Source organism: Pseudodesulfovibrio sp. 5S69 (genome assembly GCF_037094465.1).
Taxonomy (GTDB): Bacteria; Desulfobacterota; Desulfovibrionia; order Desulfovibrionales; family Desulfovibrionaceae; genus Pseudodesulfovibrio; species Pseudodesulfovibrio methanolicus.
Map to the genome: position 1 here is coordinate 4,025,246 of NZ_CP146609.1, position 18,391 is coordinate 4,043,636.

At 63.9% G+C, this 18,391-nt stretch carries 17 protein-coding genes and 3 pseudogenes; 5 read left to right on the plus strand and 15 right to left on the minus strand.

All coding sequences use genetic code 11. The annotated features are described in order from the left end of the window. The first annotated feature begins 15 nt into the window (after positions 1-15). From V8V93_RS18830 to V8V93_RS18840, 3 genes are all read left to right on the plus strand, one after another. Positions 16-1,656, plus strand: a complete 1,641-nt coding sequence (locus V8V93_RS18830; protein WP_338668174.1) for a radical SAM protein — start codon at positions 16-18, stop codon at positions 1,654-1,656. Between the two features lie 18 nt (positions 1,657-1,674). Further along, a complete protein-coding gene (locus tag V8V93_RS18835) occupies positions 1,675-2,436 on the plus strand; it encodes a substrate-binding periplasmic protein (protein WP_338668176.1) in 762 nt (253 codons plus the stop codon). An 81-nt stretch (positions 2,437-2,517) separates the two neighbouring features. Further along, positions 2,518-3,258: a dienelactone hydrolase family protein gene (locus V8V93_RS18840; RefSeq protein WP_338668177.1), complete on the plus strand. Its 741-nt coding sequence runs from the start codon at positions 2,518-2,520 to the stop codon at positions 3,256-3,258. Between the two features lie 166 nt (positions 3,259-3,424). On the opposite strand, the gene glyA is transcribed toward V8V93_RS18840, so the two are convergent. From glyA to V8V93_RS18880, 8 genes and pseudogenes are all read right to left on the minus strand, one after another. Beyond that, positions 3,425-4,663 (minus strand): serine hydroxymethyltransferase, encoded by a 1,239-nt coding sequence (glyA, locus tag V8V93_RS18845; protein ID WP_338668178.1) that lies wholly within the window; start codon positions 4,661-4,663, stop codon positions 3,425-3,427. A gap of 506 nt (positions 4,664-5,169) precedes the next feature. Then, positions 5,170-6,406: pseudogene (gene fabF / locus V8V93_RS18850) on the minus strand (beta-ketoacyl-ACP synthase II). Between the two features lie 105 nt (positions 6,407-6,511). Beyond that, the gene (locus V8V93_RS18855; RefSeq protein WP_338668179.1) at positions 6,512-6,745 is read right to left on the minus strand and encodes an acyl carrier protein; all 234 of its coding nucleotides are present in this window, start codon (positions 6,743-6,745) and stop codon (positions 6,512-6,514) included. 37 nt (positions 6,746-6,782) lie between these two features. Beyond that, complete coding sequence (gene fabG, locus V8V93_RS18860) at positions 6,783-7,526, minus strand: 3-oxoacyl-[acyl-carrier-protein] reductase (RefSeq protein WP_338668180.1); 744 nt, start codon at positions 7,524-7,526, stop codon at positions 6,783-6,785. Positions 7,527-7,666: 140 nt separating this feature from the next. Further along, a complete protein-coding gene (locus tag V8V93_RS18865) occupies positions 7,667-8,653 on the minus strand; it encodes a beta-ketoacyl-ACP synthase III (protein WP_338668181.1) in 987 nt (328 codons plus the stop codon). A gap of 77 nt (positions 8,654-8,730) precedes the next feature. Next, on the minus strand, positions 8,731-9,762 hold the full coding sequence (plsX, locus tag V8V93_RS18870; RefSeq protein WP_338670210.1) for a phosphate acyltransferase PlsX: 1,032 nt from the start codon (positions 9,760-9,762) through the stop codon (positions 8,731-8,733). Between the two features lie 10 nt (positions 9,763-9,772). Then, on the minus strand, positions 9,773-9,952 hold the full coding sequence (gene rpmF / locus V8V93_RS18875) for a 50S ribosomal protein L32 (protein WP_338668183.1): 180 nt from the start codon (positions 9,950-9,952) through the stop codon (positions 9,773-9,775). A 60-nt stretch (positions 9,953-10,012) separates the two neighbouring features. Continuing rightward, positions 10,013-10,360, minus strand: a complete 348-nt coding sequence (locus V8V93_RS18880; RefSeq protein WP_338668184.1) for a YceD family protein — start codon at positions 10,358-10,360, stop codon at positions 10,013-10,015. Positions 10,361-10,767: 407 nt separating this feature from the next. Here V8V93_RS18880 and rpmB point away from each other — a divergent pair, with 407 nt between their 5' ends. Together rpmB and V8V93_RS18890 are read left to right on the plus strand one after the other, a co-directional pair. Beyond that, entirely contained in the window at positions 10,768-10,983 is a 216-nt protein-coding gene (rpmB, locus tag V8V93_RS18885; protein ID WP_338668185.1) for a 50S ribosomal protein L28, read from the plus strand. Positions 10,984-11,488: 505 nt separating this feature from the next. Continuing rightward, on the plus strand, positions 11,489-11,575 hold the full coding sequence (locus V8V93_RS18890; protein ID WP_338670211.1) for an SHOCT domain-containing protein: 87 nt from the start codon (positions 11,489-11,491) through the stop codon (positions 11,573-11,575). Positions 11,576-11,689: 114 nt separating this feature from the next. Here V8V93_RS18890 and gltX read toward each other — a convergent pair. From gltX to rpmF (V8V93_RS18925), 7 genes and pseudogenes are all read right to left on the minus strand, one after another. Then, positions 11,690-13,088: pseudogene (gltX, locus tag V8V93_RS18895) on the minus strand (glutamate--tRNA ligase). Positions 13,089-13,567: 479 nt separating this feature from the next. After that, positions 13,568-14,806 carry a beta-ketoacyl-ACP synthase II gene (fabF, locus tag V8V93_RS18900; RefSeq protein ID WP_338668186.1) on the minus strand — a complete coding sequence of 413 codons (1,239 nt, stop codon included), beginning with the start codon at positions 14,804-14,806 and terminating at the stop codon, positions 13,568-13,570. A 105-nt stretch (positions 14,807-14,911) separates the two neighbouring features. After that, positions 14,912-15,145 (minus strand): acyl carrier protein, encoded by a 234-nt coding sequence (locus V8V93_RS18905; protein ID WP_338668179.1) that lies wholly within the window; start codon positions 15,143-15,145, stop codon positions 14,912-14,914. A 37-nt stretch (positions 15,146-15,182) separates the two neighbouring features. Beyond that, entirely contained in the window at positions 15,183-15,926 is a 744-nt protein-coding gene (gene fabG, locus V8V93_RS18910; RefSeq protein WP_338668187.1) for a 3-oxoacyl-[acyl-carrier-protein] reductase, read from the minus strand. Between the two features lie 140 nt (positions 15,927-16,066). Next, positions 16,067-17,053 carry a beta-ketoacyl-ACP synthase III gene (locus V8V93_RS18915; protein ID WP_338668181.1) on the minus strand — a complete coding sequence of 329 codons (987 nt, stop codon included), beginning with the start codon at positions 17,051-17,053 and terminating at the stop codon, positions 16,067-16,069. 77 nt (positions 17,054-17,130) lie between these two features. Continuing rightward, positions 17,131-18,161, minus strand: a pseudogene (gene plsX, locus V8V93_RS18920) (phosphate acyltransferase PlsX). 10 nt (positions 18,162-18,171) lie between these two features. Beyond that, positions 18,172-18,351, minus strand: coding sequence for a 50S ribosomal protein L32 (rpmF, locus tag V8V93_RS18925; RefSeq protein ID WP_338668183.1), 180 nt, complete (start codon positions 18,349-18,351; stop codon positions 18,172-18,174). Positions 18,352-18,391 lie beyond the last annotated feature (40 nt).

The following is an 18,391-nucleotide window of genomic DNA, read 5'->3' on the forward strand; positions in this document are numbered from 1 at the left end:
ACCCTGTATCATGGCGTGTCGGAGCCCCCTGCTCCCGACCTCGGCGGCCGGCTGCCCGTGGCGCTGGCCGTCCCCGGAGGCGACAAGGCGGCCCTGTCCGCGCTCGGCTGGCAGTCCGTATACCGGGCCCTGGCCGAAGCGCCGGGGCTGGCCGTGGAGCGGGTCTTTCCCGACAAGCTCGGTACCACCGAGGGCGCGGAGCCCCGTACGCGCGAATCGAACAGCCCACTATCCTCATTCCCTGTAATAGCCTGGAGCATCACGTTCGAGGAGGATTTCCTCAGCCTTCCTCGAACGCTCCTGGCAGCGGGCGTTCCGCCGCTTGCGGCGGAACGCCCATCTCTTCCCCTGGTCGTGGCCGGAGGGCCGGTGGCCTTTCTCAACCCGGCGCCCATCGCCCCGTTCGTGGACTGCTTCTGGGTGGGCGAGGCCGACGACCGATTTCTCCAATTTTTCGATACCCTGCGCAGACTGGTCTTTGACGGCGCGGACCGGGAAACCATCCTCGAAACGGTCAAGGACATGGACGGCGTGTACGCGCCGGGCCGCTCCAGGACCCCGGTCAGGCGCGTCACCTCGGGCGGACAGGGTCCGCTGACCGACCCGGCGTTTTCCTGCTTCATCTCGGGCCGTGCGGCCTTCCGCGACACCCTGCTGCTGGAGGTCAACCGGGGCTGCCCCTACGGCTGCCGCTTCTGCGCGGCGGGGTACATCTATCGCCCCCCGCGCCACGCGGACCTGGACGAGCTCAAGCGTATCGTAGAGCTGGCCGACCCGCCCAAGGTGGGGCTGGTGGGCACGGCCCTGACCGACTGGCCCGACCTGCTCCCGTTCCTCAAGTGGCTGCACGAACGCAAAAAGAAATTCTCCCTCTCCTCCATGCGCGCGGACGGCATCACCGAGGAGCTGCTCGTCTACCTGCGCGAGCGCGGCATCCGGACCGTCACCCTGGCCCTGGAAGGGGCCTCGGAGCGGCTCAGGCGGATGATGAGCAAGAAGCTCGACCCCAAGGACTTTCTGAACGCGGTCCGGCTATGCGCCCGCTACGGCGTGAACCACCTCAAGATCTACATGATTGCGGGCTGGCCCGGCGAGACGGACGAGGACTACGCGGAACTGGCCGACTTCCTGGCGGAGATCGTGCGCATCCGCGGCGAGGAGCCCGGCGGACGCAAGAAACAGTTCATGCGCATCACCATCGGGGTCAGTTCCCTGGTGCCCAAGCCGTTCACCCCGTTCCAGTGGGCCCCGATGCTCTCCGAGGAGGCCCTCAACGCGCGCATGAAGAGCCTGGAGAAGCTGGCCAAGCCCTACAAGGGCGTGACCCTGCAACACGACGACCCGTTCCAGGCCCGGCTCCAGGGCCTGCTGGCGCGCGGCGGCGAGGAGCTGGCCGAATTCATCCTCCTGGCGGCCGACCATGGCGGCTGGAAGAAAGCGCTCAAAATATGGGGCGGCGACCCCGCGCGGATTCTGGACCGCGAGCGCGGCCGGGACGAGGTCTTCCCCTGGGAGGTCGTGGACATCGGCGTCAGGCGCGAATATATGTGGAAGGAATGGGAGCGCGCCAAGGCCGCCAAGGTCAGCCCCGGCTGCTCGGCCCGAGGCTGCGGGCAGTGCGCGGGCTGCGGCATGGAAACGCCGCCGGGACCATAGGCCCACAGGACACGACGCATGCGCCCCTTCACCCTGCTCCTCGCCTTCCTCTCCCTCTTCGTCGCCCAGCTCTCCGCTCCGCCCGCGCATGCCGCCGACCCCATCGTCATCTTCGGCAACGACAGCAAGCCGCCCAAATCCTGGATGGAAAACGGCCGTGCCAAGGGCATCCTGGTGGACATCCTGCACGAGGTCGAAACGCGCTCCGGCCTGACCGTCGACCTCCGGCTCATGCCCTGGAAACGGGCCTACCTGAACGCCATGGATGCGCGGGGCGGCATCTTCGGCCTGTCCAAGAACAAGGAGCGCCAGGCCTTGTTCGACTTCTCCGAGCTCATGTACGTGGACGAGATGCGCCTGGTGGTCATCAAAGGGCACGAGTTCCCCTATCGCTCGATGGAGGATCTCAGGGGCAAGACCCTGGGCGTCACGCGCGGGGCCTCCTACGGCGACGGGTTCGACCGGGCCAAGGACAGGATATTCACCCCCAGCGAGGACTCCGGAGCAACCTCCCGGCTGCGCATGCTCCTGGCCGGACGCATCGACGCGGCCTTGATCGGTCCGGGCGAGGCCTCGGTCCGCGTGACCATCGCCGGGGACGAGACGCTCATGGAAAACCGCGACCAGTTCGTCATCTTGGACACGCCTTTTGTCCGCGACGACAACTACATCGGCTTTTCCAAGTGCTTGGACCGACGGGAAGTCCTGGAGAAAATCAACCGAGCGCTGCGAGGAATGCACGAGGACGGCACCATACAGCAAATCGAGGCCCGATACTGACCTGCCGATTTTTCTCACACCTGTCGCCCCACCTGTGCTAATCTCCCGGTATTGGACCCTTTCCAAGCCAAGGAGAACGCCATGAAAAAATCACTTATCATATTGTCATTGTTATTGCTTCCGTACACCGCCCTGGCGGCGGACGGGCGGACGGTGGACTACGAGATCGACGGGGAGCCGTTCGAGGGGTATTACATCAGCCCGGCGGCCAAGGCGCCGCTGGTCCTCCTGGTCCACGACTGGGACGGGCTGACCGACTATGAAATGAAGCGGGCCGGGATGCTCGCGGACCTGGGCTATGCCGTGTTCGCCGTGGACCTGTACGGCAAGGGCGTGCGTCCCACCAAGCTTGAGGACAAGAAGCGGCTGACCGGCGAGCTGTACGCCGACCGGCAGACCATGCGCACGCGGCTCATGGCCGGGCTGAACAAGGCCGCCGACCTGGGTGCCAACCTGGCCGACGCCGTGGCCATGGGCTACTGCTTCGGGGGCACGGCGGTCCTGGAGCTGGCCCGGTCCGGAGTGAACCTCAAGGCGTTCGTGACCTTCCACGGCGGCCTGGCCACGCCCGAGGGCCAGGACTACAAGTCCACCAAGGGCTTCATCCTGGTCTTCCACGGCTCGGCCGACCAGTCCGTGCCCATGAGCCAGTTCGCGGCCCTGGCCAATGAACTGGAGGCCACGGGCATCCCTCACGAAATGACCACCTACGGCGGCGCGCCCCACGCCTTCACCGTTTGGGGCACGGACCGCTACCGCAAGGACGCGGACGAAAAGTCCTGGGCCCGGTTCACGCAGTTTTTGAGCCAGACGCTGAGGTAGCCCACCTCAAGGCGCCGCACCCCGCGGAGCGGCCACAAAAAGTTCTGGAGGGGGAGTCCAGAGGGGGAACCTCTCTCAAGAGGTTCCCCCTCTGGCCGCCGGAGGCAAAAAAAGCCCCGGTCCGCACACGCGGACCGGGGCTTTTTAAAGGCGTATCAGGCTCGGCCTACCAGGCGAAGAGCGGGAATTCGCGGGCGAACTCCTCCACTTCTTCGGCGATGTTGGCCAGGGTCTTGTCGTCGCTCATGTTGTCGAGCGCGGCCACGATGGCTTCGGCGACCACGATCATGTCCTCTTCGATCATGCCGCGGGTGGTCAAGGCCGGAGTGCCCAAGCGCACACCCGAGGTCTGGAACGGGGACTTGGTCTCGAACGGGATGGTGTTCTTGTTGGCCGTGATGCCCGCCTTGTCCAGGGCGATCTGGGCGTCCTTGCCGGTGTAGTCCTTTTCAGACAGATCCAGCAGCATCATGTGGTTGTCGGTGCCGCCGGAGACCAGCTTGTAGCCCGCCTCGGTCAGGGAGGCGGCCAGTTGCTTGGCGTTCTTGACCACCTGCTGCTGATACTCCACGAAACCGGGCGACAGGGCCTCGCCGAAGGCCACGGCCTTGGCCGCGATGACGTGCATCAGCGGGCCGCCCTGGATGCCGGGGAAGATATTGGAGTTGAGCTCCTGGCCCAGATCCTCGGAGCTCAGGATCATGCCGCCGCGCGGGCCGCGCAGGGTCTTGTGGGTCGTGGTCGTGGTGTAGTGGGCGTATTCGATGCAGGAGGGGTGCTCGCCCGCCGCGATCAGGCCCGCGATGTGGGCCATGTCGACCATGAGCTTGGCACCGACCTCGTCGGCGATGGCACGGAAACGGGGAAAGTCGATAATGCGCGGATAGGCGGACGCGCCCGCGATGATCATGGTCGGCTTGTGCTCCTTGGCCAGGGCCTCGACCGCGTCGTAGTCGATGGTCTGGGTCTCCTTGTCCACGCCGTAGTGCACCATGTTGAAGAGCTTGCCCGAGAAGTTGACCGGGGAGCCGTGGGTCAGGTGGCCGCCGTGGGACAGGTCCATGCCGAGCACGGTGTCGCCGGGCTCGCAGGCCGCGAAGTACACGGCCATGTTGGCCTGGGAACCGGAGTGCGGCTGGACGTTGGCATACGTCGCGCCGAACAACTCCTTGGCGCGGTCGCGGGCCAGGTCCTCGACCTCGTCCACGAACTCGCACCCGCCGTACCAGCGTTTGCCCGGATAGCCTTCGGCGTATTTATGGGTCATGACCGAGCCCTGGGCCTGGCGCACGGCGGTGGACACGAAGTTCTCGCTGGCGATGAGCTCCAGCTTGGAGACCTGGCGGTCGATCTCGTCGGCAATGGCGGCGGCTACAGCCGGGTCCTGGATAAACAGCTCTTCCATGGTGATATCCTCTGTGGGTAAAATGTGGATGCGAATGGCTTCCCAGCCCAAGCGGGGAGTTTGGCGATCCTCGCGCCACCTCGACGGTCACGGCTTTTTCACCGCTCCCGGCAGGCGCTCCCGCCGTGCCCCGTGCACTGGAGATCCGTCCTTATATCAATACGGAACACTCGTTCAAGCTGTCCCGGTTGTGCCATGGGTGGAGGAAGAATGCCTCTGGACACCCCTTCAAAACTTTTTACCGCCGCTTCGCGGGGTGCGGCGCTAACCCTCACGCCCGCCCCTTGTATCCGGCATATAGACGATAAGGCAAGACGGTTTACCCCATTAATCCGAATTTACTTTCCCTGCGTCCCCGCGAAGCGCCCAGAAGGTTCAGGAGGGGAGAGGGATGGGAGTCCGGGGAAGGGAGAGGGAACCCTTTCTCAAAGGGTTCCCTCTCTCCCGGCCGCCGGAGGCGCAGAAGAGGGCCGCTCAAGCGGCCCTTTTAATTTCGTAATCGCCGGTTACCCGGTGAAGCGTTTGAACAGGACGCAGGCGTTGGTGCCGCCGAATCCGAAGGAGTTGGACAGGGCGTATTCGGCCTGTATCTTCTGCGGACCGTCGGCGCAGACGTCGAGGTCGCATTCCGGGTCGGGTGTTTCGCGGTTCATGGTGCCCGGGATGACGCCCTCGGCCAGGGTCTTGACGGCGAAGACCGCTTCGACGCCGCCCGCTGCGCCGAGCAGGTGCCCTATCTGGGACTTGTTGGCGCAGATCTTGATGTTGTAGGCGTGGTCGCCGAAGACCTTCTTGATGGCCCGCGTCTCGCAGAGGTCGTTCAGGTAGGTGGAGGTGCCGTGGGCGTTGATGTGGTCGATCTTCGAGGGATCGACCTTGGCCTCGCGGATGGCGGCGGCCATGGCAAAGGCCATGCCCGCTCCGTCCTCGGGCGGGGCGGTCATGTGGTAGGCGTCGCCGGACGCGCCGTAGCCGACCACCTCGGCGAGGATGTTCGCGCCGCGCGCCTGGGCGTGTTCCAGGCTCTCCAGAAGCAGCAGGCCGCAGCCTTCGCCCATGATGAAGCCGGAGCGGTCCTTGTCAAAGGGACGGGAGGCCTTCTCGGGCTCGTCGTTGCGCACGGACAGGGCTTTCATGGCGTTGAACCCGGCCACGGCCAGGTGGGAGATGGTCGATTCGGACCCGCCGCAGATCATGGCGTCCACGCGGCCCATGGCAATGTCGGTGTAGGCCGTGCCGATGCCGTGGGTGCCGGAGGCGCAGGCGGTGGTGGTGCAGATATTCGGTCCCATGGCACCGGTCTCGATGGACACCTGCCCGGCGGCCATGTTGGCGATGAAGATGGGGATGAAGAAGGGCGACACTTTTTTCGGGCCACGCTTCAGCAGCTTCGAATGGCATTCCTCGATGCTTTCGAGGCCGCCCAGACCGACGCCGATGATGGTGCCGACCCGGGAACGCTCGTCCTCGGGAATGGTCCAGCCCGCATCCTGAAGGAGCATGCGCGAGGCGGCCACCGCGTACTGGGTGAACGTCTCCATGCGGCGCACTTCCTTCTTGCCGATGTACTGTTCGGGATCGAATCCCCGGACCTCGCCCGCGATGGTCGTGGCATAGTCCGTGGTGTCGAACTTGGTGATCTGGCCGATGCCGGATTTCCCGGCCAGGAGGTTCTGCCAGCTGGTCTCGACGTCATTGCCAGGGCGTGACGGCGGCAACACTGGTAACAACTACCCTGTTCATAATACCTGCCCGTTGATGTGTCTGGGTTGGGGTAACGAAAAGGAGCGTCTTACACCACCGGGGTGCGTAAGACGCTCACAATATATGTACTTTACTCGGTCAAACTTAGATGGCCTTCTCGATGTGCGAGATGGCATCGCCGACCTTGAGAATCTTCTGCGCTTGCTCGTCATCGATCTCCAGGTCGAACTCCTCTTCCATGGCCATGATCAGCTCGGTCAGGTCCAGGGAGTCGGCGCCCAGGTCCTCGACAAACGCGGCGCTCTCGATGACTTCGTCTTCGGACACGCCCAGCTGATCCACGATGATCTCTTTCACTTTCGCTGCTACGTCGGACATAGTTTCCTCCACTACACAAATGAGTTTTTTTGCTAGATTACATGTACATGCCGCCGTTCACGCCCAGCACCTGACCGGTGATGTACCCGGCTCCGGGGCCGGCCAGGAAGGAGACGGCGGCTGCGATATCCCCGGACTGCCCGAGGGTTTTTAATGGAATTTGTTCGAGCATGGCCTCGACGACCTTTTCGGGCAGCTCGGCGGTCATGTCGGTCTCGATGAAGCCGGGGGCCACGGCGTTGACCGTGATGTTGCGCCCGGCCAATTCGCGGGCGGCGGACTTGGTCAGGCCGATGAGGCCCGCCTTGGCCGCACAGTAGTTGGCCTGGCCCGCATTGCCCATCTGGCCGACGATGGACGAAATATTGATGATCCGGCCAAAGCGCTGCTTGCCCATGATCTTGGAGGCTTCCTTGAGAAAGGCGAAGCAGCCGGTGAGGTTGATGTGGATGACCTTGTCCCAGTCCTCGTCCTTCATGCGCATCATCAGGCCATCGCGGGTGATGCCCGCGTTGTTGACCAGGACCGCGAGCTCGGCCTTGCCCTTGATCTCGTCCTTGAAGAACGCTGCGATGGCCTCGCGGTCACCGGAATCGAGCTGGAAGGCGCGGGCCTTGCCGCCCGCCTTTTCGATGGACGCCACCACCTCTTCGGCGGCCTCGGGGCGGCTCACGTACGTCAGGAAAACCTCGAAACCGTCGGCGGCCAACGTCTCGGCCACGGTACGGCCGATGCCTCGGGAACCGCCCGTAACCAGGGCGACTTTGGGAAGATCGCTCATCTCATACCCTCTTGTCGTTCTCTTGTGGTCAGGACCCAATATACCAATTGGTCACGGACTGCAAATTGGCCCCTGGATCGTAACCAAAAAGTTTATTCACCATCTGTCCGCAAAAAGCAAACAAACAGCCGTTTCAAATCCTAGAACCGAATCAGGGCCGCGCCCCAGGTGAACCCGCCGCCGAAGGCGGGGATGAGGACCAGGTCGCCGGGCTTGATGAATCCGGTGTGCACGGCCTCGGTCAGGGCCACGGGAATGGCCGCGGCCGAGGTGTTGCCGTACTTGTGGATGTTGGAAAAGACGCGTTCCTCGGGGATGTCGAAGCGGCGCCCCACGGCGTCTATGATGCGGTAGTTGGCCTGGTGCGGCAGGAGCACGTCCACGTCGGACTTGGCCAGGCCGTTGCGCTTGAGGATGGCCTCGGAAATCTCGGTCATGTTGCGCACGGCGTGCTTGAAGACCTCGCGGCCCTGGAACTCGACGAAATATTCGGGACCGACGGGTTCGCCCAGCTTGTAGGAGTAGGCCGAGCCGCCGCCGTTGACCGTGAGCAGGTCGCCCAGCGAGCCGTCGGCGGCGAGCATGACGTCCAGGACTTCGGGGCCGTCGCCGGGTTCGCCGGCGGTCAGGACCGCGGCCCCGGAGGCGTCGCCGAAGAGCACACAGGTGGCCCGGTCCTCCCAGTTCATGCGCCGGGTGATGATCTCGCTGGCGACCACCAGGACCTTGGCTTCCGGCTCCAGGCAGAGCAGACCGCGCGCGGTCTGCAGGGCGTAGAGGAAGCCGGAGCAGGCGGCCGCTACGTCCATGCACATCTGTCCGGTGATGCCGAACCGCTCCTGCAGGCGGCAGGCGGCGGACGGGATGAGGGAGTCCGGGGTGAAGGTGGCGCAGATGATGTGGGTCAGTTCGGACGGGGCGATGCCCGCCTCCTCCAGTGCCTGCTTCGAGGCCTCAAGGGCCAGATCGGAAGCGGCTTGCCCCTCGGCGGCAAGATGCCGCTCCTTGATCCCGGTGCGAGAGGTGATCCACTCGTCCGAGGTATCGACGATTTTCTCGAGATCGGCGTTGGTCAGGACCTTGTCAGGGGCGTACAGGCCAAAGCCGCGAAGAATGAAATTGGTCATGGATTGGGTGTTTATGACAATGGTACGGCGCGGTCAAGCTGCGCAAGATCTTTCACATCCCGCCGGTGCGGGATACGTCAGGCCGCGTCCCTGTCGGGCTTTGCGGCCAGCCCCTTGTGGGCGGCCACGCCTTCGGCCAGGTGGCCGTAGGCATTGTTGCGGACGCTGGTGGCGGCCATGCGGATACAATTGGTAATGGCCAGCTCGTTGGACTTGCCGTGGGCCACGATGACGATGTCGCGCAGGCCGAGCAGCGGGGCTCCGCCGTATTCGGCGTAGTCCACGATCTTCTTGAACCGCTTGAACGCGCCGAACGAGAGCAGCGTGCCGAGCATGGACAGCCAGCTCGACTTGAGCTCGTCCTTGAGGATGCGGCTCAGGGAGCGGGCCAGCCCTTCGGAGAGCTTCAGGGCCACGTTGCCGACAAAGCCGTCGCAGACCACGATGTCCACCTCGCCGGTGAAGATGTCACGGCCCTCGACGTTGCCGATGAACCGCAGCTGCGAACGCTTGAGCAGGTCAAAGGCCTCGCGCACGGCGGCGTTGCCCTTGCCCTCCTCCTCGCCGATGGACAGGATGCCCACGGACGGGTCCTCGATGCCCAGGACGTGCCGGGCCAGGACGTCGGCCATGAGGCCGAACTGGAGGAGATGCTGGGGCTTGGAATCCACGTTGGCGCCCACGTCGATGAGCACCACCGGGTTCTTCTCGGTGGGCAGGATGCCGGCCAGGGCCGGGCGCTGCACGCCGGGAATGCGCCCGAGGACGAACATGCCGCAGGCCACGCTCGCACCGGAGTTGCCGGCCGAAACCACGCCGTTGGCCCTGCCTTCCTTGACCAGGCGGCAGGCCACCTGGATGGAGGAGTCCTTCTTGCGGCGCAGGGCGTCGGCGGGCTTGTCGTCCATCTCGACCACCTGGGAGCAGTGGACAACTTCGATGTCCAGCCCCTTGGTGTCGAGCTTGGCGAGCTCGGCCCGAACCTTTTCCTCGTCGCCGACGAGCACTATGGCGATGCCTTCGCGTGCGGCGCTGACCGCTCCGGGCACGACGACGCCGGGCCCGAAGTCTCCCCCCATGGCGTCCACGGCGATGCGCGGAGCCTGGATTCCGTCGGTCTTAGGCATCTTCGCCGTCAATGACCTGGCGTCCCTTGTAGGAGCCGCAGACAGAGCAGGCACGATGGGGCAGAGTGGGCTCACCGCACTCGCAGTAGATGACGTTGGGAGCGGCGATCTTGTCGTGGGAACGGCGCATGCCCTTGCGGGACTTGGACGTTTTCTTCTTGGGGACAGCCATGATATATACCTCGTATTGATTTGTTCTCAGCCGGTTGCCGGAGCGCTCCGGGCAAGGGCGTTACTTTATCTTCAAGTCGCGGAAAACCGCAAGCCTTTCGTCGCCCTCATCCGGCTTGCAGGTGCACTTGCCGGTATTGAGGTTGGCGCCGCAGCCGGGGCAGACGCCCTTGCAGTCCTCGCCGCACAGGGGCTTGAACGGCAGGGCCAGGGCGAATTCCTCCCAGAGGATGGCGCCCATGTCGAGTTCCAACCGGCCGTTCTCCACGCGGATGCGCGGCTCGCCGTCGGTCTCCTCGCCGTCGGGCAACTGCTCGAAGGCGTCGAAGGCCGTGTCGATCTCGAACGGAAACGGCTCGGCGCAACGGTCGCAGACCAGCAGGACGGAACCCTTGAGGGTGCCGCGCACCAGCGCCCCATCGTCGGACTGGGGGCAGGACCGTGTATTCGGCCACCAGGTCGCGGTCCGGACGGATCTCCAGCTTGAATTCGCGCCACGCCTCGCGCCAGAAGTTCTGGTCGTCGAAGGTGAAGCCCCGGCCCTCTGCGGCAATGTCGCTGATCGTCAGCCAGAATTCAACCATGGTATTCTCCGTTTTTCTCCGGTCCGTTTCGTCCCGGCGCGGCCCGGCCCCACGGCCGGACAACCGGTGCTTCCTATATGGTAATAAAATCTCCTGTCAAGAAAAAAACCCTTGCCATTTGTTGCCGGGCTCGGTAAGGATTCTCTCCCGCTGCCTGGAGAAGCTACCATGATCCGGCGGCCTTTTACGAGCGAAAACGAATCATTTCCTTAGAATACATCAGGAGGTCGCAATGTCCCAGGTTTGCGATATTTGTGGAAAGGGTCCCCAGAGCGGCAACAACGTCAGCCACTCCCACATCAAGACCAAGCGCCGCTTCATGCCCAACCTGCAGAAGGTCCGGCACCAGTTGGAGTCCGGCCAGGTCGTCAGCATCAAGGCCTGCACCCGCTGCATCCGCAACGGTGCGGTGGTCAAGCCGGTGGCTTCCCAGAAGCCCGAAGCCTAAGCCCCGCAACACATTTCGAGTGCGAGAAGTTGCCGCCGAATACTCGGCGGCAACTTTTTTGCGCCTTGCGGCCAGCGGTTGAACCTGCCCTGTCCCGCGCCCGTCCGGGCGCGCGGCGCTCTCCTCTCCCAGCCTCTCCACGCCTTCTTGTGCAAGATAATGCCCGCTCTGGGCGCAAGCCTTTGCACCCTTGCACGTCCCCAGCTCTGGACTGATTCTGACAACACACTGAAATATCATCGTAAATATTTTGGCACGGTCCATGCTTATTCCAGACAAACACGCTCTGGAGGCTCCATGAACTATCTGACCACATTCGGAAACTGGTGTTCCGGCCCGGGATTCGGGCACGGCGCAGGCTTCGGCGGCTGGTCCGGCAGCATGAGCATGGGCCTGGGCTTTCCTTTCGGGGGGGATCGTCCAGCTTCTTATCCTGGGCCTGATCATATATTTCACGGTGCGCCTGATCCGGAAACCCGCCACACATTCGGGACCGGGCACGCCGGTGGATGTCCTCAAACGCCGATACGCGGCCGGTGAAATCGACCGGGAAACGTATCGCGCCATGAAGGATGAGCTCAGCAACAGCTAATGGACATACACACCTCCCCAAGCAAAGGCCCCCGCCGGACTCTCCTTCCGGCGGGGGCTTTTCGCGTCCCTTTTCAAGGGGAAAGCGGGGCGAACCGGCTGACGCCGGAAACCGCTACAACTCCACCGCCCTCCGGATGCGGGCCAAGGTCTGCTCCCTGCCGAGCACGACCATGGTCTCGAACAGGCCGGGCGACTGGGTCTTGCCGGTGATGGCCACGCGGATGGGCTGGGCGATGACCTTGAACTTGATGCCCTTCTCCTCGATGAACTGCCGGTGCACGTCCTCCAGGGCGGCCTCGGTGAACTCGGAAAGCGCTTCCAGGCGGTCCGCGATCTCCGCGAGCAGCGGCTTGGTCTCCCCCGGTCAGGAACTTCTGCACCGCGGCCTCGTCGTAGGACAGGAAGGACGCGTCCACGATGAACGGCCGCGCCTGCTCCAGCATGTCGAGCACGGACTTGGCACGCGGCTGCAACAGCGGCGCGATCCTGGCGAACTGCTCTCGGGTCACGGACCCGGCCTCCTCCTCGCCCACTTCGCGGGCCAGGAAGTCGCAGAGCATCCCGGCCAGCCGGTCCGGGTCGGCCTTCTGCATGTACTGGCCGTTGACCCACTCGAACTTGGTCAGGTCGAAGACCGACGGCGAGTTGCCCAGGCCGTCCGTGGTGAACAGCTCGACCATTTCGTCCATGGTGAACAGCTCCTGGTCGCCGTGGGACCAGCCCAGCCGCGCCAGATAGTTGGTCACGGCCTCGGGCAGATAGCCCATCTTCTCGTACTCCATGACCGACAGCGCGCCGTGGCGCTTGGAAAGCTTCTTCTTGTCCGGGCCGAGGATCATGGGCACGTGGCCGAACTCCGGCACGTCCCAGCCCATGGCCCGGTAGATCAGAATCTGGCGCGGGGTGTTGTTCACGTGGTCGTCGCCGCGCAGCACGCGGTTCACGTCCATGTCGTGGTCGTCCACCACCACGGCCAGGTTGTAGGTCGGCGTGCCGTCCGAGCGGCGCAGGATCATGTCGTCCATCTCGGCGTTCTCCACCGAGATGTACCCCTTGACCATGTCCTTGTACCCGGTGGCGCCCTCCTGCGGGGCCTTCAGCCGGACCACGCCCGAGGTCAGCCCCTTGTCGCGGCAGGTGCCGTCGTACTTGGGCTTGCGGCCTTCCTTCATGGCCCGCTCGCGCATGGCGTCCACGTCTTCCTTGCTGCAATCGCAATAATAGGCGTGGCCCGAGGCGATGAGCTGGTCGATGACTTCATTGTGCCGGTCCGCGCGGGTGGACTGGAAGACGATCTCGCCGTCGTGTTCGAGCCCCAGCCAGCGCATGGAATCGATGATGGCGTCGGTCGCCTCCTGCGTGGACCGCTCGCGGTCCGTGTCCTCGATGCGCAGGCGGAACTCACCGCCCTGGGACCGGGCCAGCAGCCAGGAAAACAACGCGGTGCGCGCACCGCCGATATGCAGAAACCCGGTCGGGCTCGGCGCAAAACGGGAAACGATCTTGGTCATATGAATGCCTCCGGCGGCCAGGGAACCTTTTGAAAAAGGTTCCCTGGACCCTCCAAAACTTTTTATCGCCGCTTCGCGGATGGTGCGAACGCGGTGTACATTAAATTATATGTACCGCCGACGCGGGGGTGCCTCCGGCGGCCAGGGCGCTGCCCTGGACCCGCTTAAGAACCTTTTGGAAAAGGTTCTTAAGGATCTCCAAAACTTTTTAGCGCCGCTTCGCGGGGTGCGGCGCTAACCCTCACGCCCGCCCCTTGTATCCGGCATATAGACGATAAGGCAAGACGGTTTACCCCATTAATCCGAATTTACTTTCCCTGCGTCCCCGCGAAGCGCCCAAAAGGTTCAGGAGGGAGAGGGATGGAGGTCCGGGGAAGAGGAGAGGGAACCCTTCTCTAAAGGGTTCCCTCTCCCTCCCGGCCGCCGGAGGCGCAAAAAAAGGGCCGCTCAAGCGGCCCTTTTAATTTTGTAATCGCCGGTTACCCGGTGAAGCGTTTGAACAGGACGCAGGCGTTGGTGCCGCCGAATCCGAAGGAGTTGGACAGGGCGTATTCGGCCTGTATCTTCTGCGGACCGTCGGCGCAGACGTCGAGGTCGCATTCCGGGTCGGGTGTTTCGCGGTTCATGGTGCCCGGGATGACGCCCTCGGCCAGGGTCTTGACGGCGAAGACCGCTTCGACGCCGCCCGCTGCGCCGAGCAGGTGCCCTATCTGGGACTTGTTGGCGCAGATCTTGATGTTGTAGGCGTGGTCGCCGAAGACCTTCTTGATGGCCCGCGTCTCGCAGAGGTCGTTCAGGTAGGTGGAGGTGCCGTGGGCGTTGATGTGGTCGATCTTCGAGGGATCGACCTTGGCCTCGCGGATGGCGGCGGCCATGGCAAAGGCCATGCCCGCTCCGTCCTCGGGCGGGGCGGTCATGTGGTAGGCGTCGCCGGACGCGCCGTAGCCGACCACCTCGGCGAGGATGTTCGCGCCGCGCGCCTGGGCGTGTTCCAGGCTCTCCAGAAGCAGCAGGCCGCAGCCTTCGCCCATGATGAAGCCGGAGCGGTCCTTGTCAAAGGGACGGGAGGCCTTCTCGGGCTCGTCGTTGCGCACGGACAGGGCTTTCATGGCGTTGAACCCGGCCACGGCCAGGTGGGAGATGGTCGATTCGGACCCGCCGCAGATCATGGCGTCCACGCGGCCCATGGCAATGTCGGTGTAGGCCGTGCCGATGCCGTGGGTGCCGGAGGCGCAGGCGGTGGTGGTGCAGATATTCGGTCCCATGGCACCGGTCTCGATGGACACCTGCCCGGCGGCCATGTTGGCGATGAAGATGGGGATGAAGAAGGGCGACACTTTTTTCGGGCCACGCTTCAGCAGCTTCGAATGGCATTCCTCGATGCTTTCGAGGCCGCCCAGACCGACGCCGATGATGGTGCCGACCCGGGAACGCTCGTCCTCGGGAATGGTCCAGCCCGCATCCTGAAGGAGCATGCGCGAGGCGGCCACCGCGTACTGGGTGAACGTCTCCATGCGGCGCACTTCCTTCTTGCCGATGTACTGTTCGGGATCGAATCCCCGGACCTCGCCCGCGATGGTCGTGGCATAGTCCGTGGTGTCGAACTTGGTGATCTGGCCGATGCCGGATTTCCCGGCCAGGAGGTTCTGCCAGCTGGTCTCGACGTCATTGCCCAGGGGCGTGACGGCGGCAACACTGGTAACAACTACCCTGTTCATAATACCTGCCCGTTGATGTGTCTGGGTTGGGGTAACGAAAAGGAGCGTCTTACACCACCGGGGTGCGTAAGACGCTCACAATATATGTACTTTACTCGGTCAAACTTAGATGGCCTTCTCGATGTGCGAGATGGCATCGCCGACCTTGAGAATCTTCTGCGCTTGCTCGTCATCGATCTCCAGGTCGAACTCCTCTTCCATGGCCATGATCAGCTCGGTCAGGTCCAGGGAGTCGGCGCCCAGGTCCTCGACAAACGCGGCGCTCTCGATGACTTCGTCTTCGGACACGCCCAGCTGATCCACGATGATCTCTTTCACTTTCGCTGCTACGTCGGACATAGTTTCCTCCACTACACAAATGAGTTTTTTTGCTAGATTACATGTACATGCCGCCGTTCACGCCCAGCACCTGACCGGTGATGTACCCGGCTCCGGGGCCGGCCAGGAAGGAGACGGCGGCTGCGATATCCCCGGACTGCCCGAGGGTTTTTAATGGAATTTGTTCGAGCATGGCCTGAGCGACCTTTTCGGGCAGCTCGGCGGTCATGTCGGTCTCGATGAAGCCGGGGGCCACGGCGTTGACCGTGATGTTGCGCCCGGCCAATTCGCGGGCGGCGGACTTGGTCAGGCCGATGAGGCCCGCCTTGGCCGCACAGTAGTTGGCCTGGCCCGCATTGCCCATCTGGCCGACGATGGACGAAATATTGATGATCCGGCCAAAGCGCTGCTTGCCCATGATCTTGGAGGCTTCCTTGAGAAAGGCGAAGCAGCCGGTGAGGTTGATGTGGATGACCTTGTCCCAGTCCTCGTCCTTCATGCGCATCATCAGGCCATCGCGGGTGATGCCCGCGTTGTTGACCAGGACCGCGAGCTCGGCCTTGCCCTTGATCTCGTCCTTGAAGAACGCTGCGATGGCCTCGCGGTCACCGGAATCGAGCTGGAAGGCGCGGGCCTTGCCGCCCGCCTTTTCGATGGACGCCACCACCTCTTCGGCGGCCTCGGGGCGGCTCACGTACGTCAGGAAAACCTCGAAACCGTCGGCGGCCAACGTCTCGGCCACGGTACGGCCGATGCCTCGGGAACCGCCCGTAACCAGGGCGACTTTGGGAAGATCGCTCATCTCATACCCTCTTGTCGTTCTCTTGTGGTCAGGACCCAATATACCAATTGGTCACGGACTGCAAATTGGCCCCTGGATCGTAACCAAAAAGTTTATTCACCATCTGTCCGCAAAAAGCAAACAAACAGCCGTTTCAAATCCTAGAACCGAATCAGGGCCGCGCCCCAGGTGAACCCGCCGCCGAAGGCGGGGATGAGGACCAGGTCGCCGGGCTTGATGAATCCGGTGTGCACGGCCTCGGTCAGGGCCACGGGAATGGCCGCGGCCGAGGTGTTGCCGTACTTGTGGATGTTGGAAAAGACGCGTTCCTCGGGGATGTCGAAGCGGCGCCCCACGGCGTCTATGATGCGGTAGTTGGCCTGGTGCGGCAGGAGCACGTCCACGTCGGACTTGGCCAGGCCGTTGCGCTTGAGGATGGCCTCGGAAATCTCGGTCATGTTGCGCACGGCGTGCTTGAAGACCTCGCGGCCCTGGAACTCGACGAAATATTCGGGACCGACGGGTTCGCCCAGCTTGTAGGAGTAGGCCGAGCCGCCGCCGTTGACCGTGAGCAGGTCGCCCAGCGAGCCGTCGGCGGCGAGCATGACGTCCAGGACTTCGGGGCCGTCGCCGGGTTCGCCGGCGGTCAGGACCGCGGCCCCGGAGGCGTCGCCGAAGAGCACACAGGTGGCCCGGTCCTCCCAGTTCATGCGCCGGGTGATGATCTCGCTGGCGACCACCAGGACCTTGGCTTCCGGCTCCAGGCAGAGCAGACCGCGCGCGGTCTGCAGGGCGTAGAGGAAGCCGGAGCAGGCGGCCGCTACGTCCATGCACATCTGTCCGGTGATGCCGAACCGCTCCTGCAGGCGGCAGGCGGCGGACGGGATGAGGGAGTCCGGGGTGAAGGTGGCGCAGATGATGTGGGTCAGTTCGGACGGGGCGATGCCCGCCTCCTCCAGTGCCTGCTTCGAGGCCTCAAGGGCCAGATCGGAAGCGGCTTGCCCCTCGGCGGCAAGATGCCGCTCCTTGATCCCGGTGCGAGAGGTGATCCACTCGTCCGAGGTATCGACGATTTTCTCGAGATCGGCGTTGGTCAGGACCTTGTCAGGGGCGTACAGGCCAAAGCCGCGAAGAATGAAATTGGTCATGGATTGGGTGTTTATGACAATGGTACGGCGCGGTCAAGCTGCGCAAGATCTTTCACATCCCGCCGGTGCGGGATACGTCAGGCCGCGTCCCTGTCGGGCTTTGCGGCCAGCCCCTTGTGGGCGGCCACGCCTTCGGCCAGGTGGCCGTAGGCATTGTTGCGGACGCTGGTGGCGGCCATGCGGATACAATTGGTAATGGCCAGCTCGTTGGACTTGCCGTGGGCCACGATGACGATGTCGCGCAGGCCGAGCAGCGGGGCTCCGCCGTATTCGGCGTAGTCCACGATCTTCTTGAACCGCTTGAACGCGCCGAACGAGAGCAGCGTGCCGAGCATGGACAGCCAGCTCGACTTGAGCTCGTCCTTGAGGATGCGGCTCAGGGAGCGGGCCAGCCCTTCGGAGAGCTTCAGGGCCACGTTGCCGACAAAGCCGTCGCAGACCACGATGTCCACCTCGCCGGTGAAGATGTCACGGCCCTCGACGTTGCCGATGAACCGCAGCTGCGAACGCTTGAGCAGGTCAAAGGCCTCGCGCACGGCGGCGTTGCCTTGCCCTCCTCCTCGCCGATGGACAGGATGCCCACGGACGGGTCCTCGATGCCCAGGACGTGCCGGGCCAGGACGTCGGCCATGAGGCCGAACTGGAGGAGATGCTGGGGCTTGGAATCCACGTTGGCGCCCACGTCGATGAGCACCACCGGGTTCTTCTCGGTGGGCAGGATGCCGGCCAGGGCCGGGCGCTGCACGCCGGGAATGCGCCCGAGGACGAACATGCCGCAGGCCACGCTCGCACCGGAGTTGCCGGCCGAAACCACGCCGTTGGCCCTGCCTTCCTTGACCAGGCGGCAGGCCACCTGGATGGAGGAGTCCTTCTTGCGGCGCAGGGCGTCGGCGGGCTTGTCGTCCATCTCGACCACCTGGGAGCAGTGGACAACTTCGATGTCCAGCCCCTTGGTGTCGAGCTTGGCGAGCTCGGCCCGAACCTTTTCCTCGTCGCCGACGAGCACTATGGCGATGCCTTCGCGTGCGGCGCTGACCGCTCCGGGCACGACGACGCCGGGCCCGAAGTCTCCCCCCATGGCGTCCACGGCGATGCGCGGAGCCTGGATTCCGTCGGTCTTAGGCATCTTCGCCGTCAATGACCTGGCGTCCCTTGTAGGAGCCGCAGACAGAGCAGGCACGATGGGGCAGAGTGGGCTCACCGCACTCGCAGTAGATGACGTTGGGAGCGGCGATCTTGTCGTGGGAACGGCGCATGCCCTTGCGGGACTTGGACGTTTTCTTCTTGGGGACAGCCATGATATATACCTCGTATTGATTTGTTCTCAGCCGGTTGCCG

What these genes read in the sequence shown, in the direction of transcription:
- V8V93_RS18835 (WP_338668176.1), top strand. Translation starts at nt 1,675, where the DNA reads ATGCGCCCCTTCACCCTGCTCCTCGCCTTCCTCTCCCTCTTCGTCGCC.
- V8V93_RS18840 (WP_338668177.1), top strand. Translation starts at nt 2,518, where the DNA reads ATGAAAAAATCACTTATCATATTGTCATTGTTATTGCTTCCGTACACC.
- glyA (WP_338668178.1), bottom strand. Translation starts at nt 4,663, where the DNA reads ATGGAAGAGCTGTTTATCCAGGACCCGGCTGTAGCCGCCGCCATTGCC.
- V8V93_RS18855 (WP_338668179.1), bottom strand. Translation starts at nt 6,745, where the DNA reads ATGTCCGACGTAGCAGCGAAAGTGAAAGAGATCATCGTGGATCAGCTG.
- fabG (WP_338668180.1), bottom strand. Translation starts at nt 7,526, where the DNA reads ATGAGCGATCTTCCCAAAGTCGCCCTGGTTACGGGCGGTTCCCGAGGC.
- V8V93_RS18865 (WP_338668181.1), bottom strand. Translation starts at nt 8,653, where the DNA reads ATGACCAATTTCATTCTTCGCGGCTTTGGCCTGTACGCCCCTGACAAG.
- rpmF (WP_338668183.1), bottom strand. Translation starts at nt 9,952, where the DNA reads ATGGCTGTCCCCAAGAAGAAAACGTCCAAGTCCCGCAAGGGCATGCGC.
- rpmB (WP_338668185.1), top strand. Translation starts at nt 10,768, where the DNA reads ATGTCCCAGGTTTGCGATATTTGTGGAAAGGGTCCCCAGAGCGGCAAC.
- fabF (WP_338668186.1), bottom strand. Translation starts at nt 14,806, where the DNA reads ATGAACAGGGTAGTTGTTACCAGTGTTGCCGCCGTCACGCCCCTGGGC.
- V8V93_RS18905 (WP_338668179.1), bottom strand. Translation starts at nt 15,145, where the DNA reads ATGTCCGACGTAGCAGCGAAAGTGAAAGAGATCATCGTGGATCAGCTG.
- fabG (WP_338668187.1), bottom strand. Translation starts at nt 15,926, where the DNA reads ATGAGCGATCTTCCCAAAGTCGCCCTGGTTACGGGCGGTTCCCGAGGC.
- V8V93_RS18915 (WP_338668181.1), bottom strand. Translation starts at nt 17,053, where the DNA reads ATGACCAATTTCATTCTTCGCGGCTTTGGCCTGTACGCCCCTGACAAG.
- rpmF (WP_338668183.1), bottom strand. Translation starts at nt 18,351, where the DNA reads ATGGCTGTCCCCAAGAAGAAAACGTCCAAGTCCCGCAAGGGCATGCGC.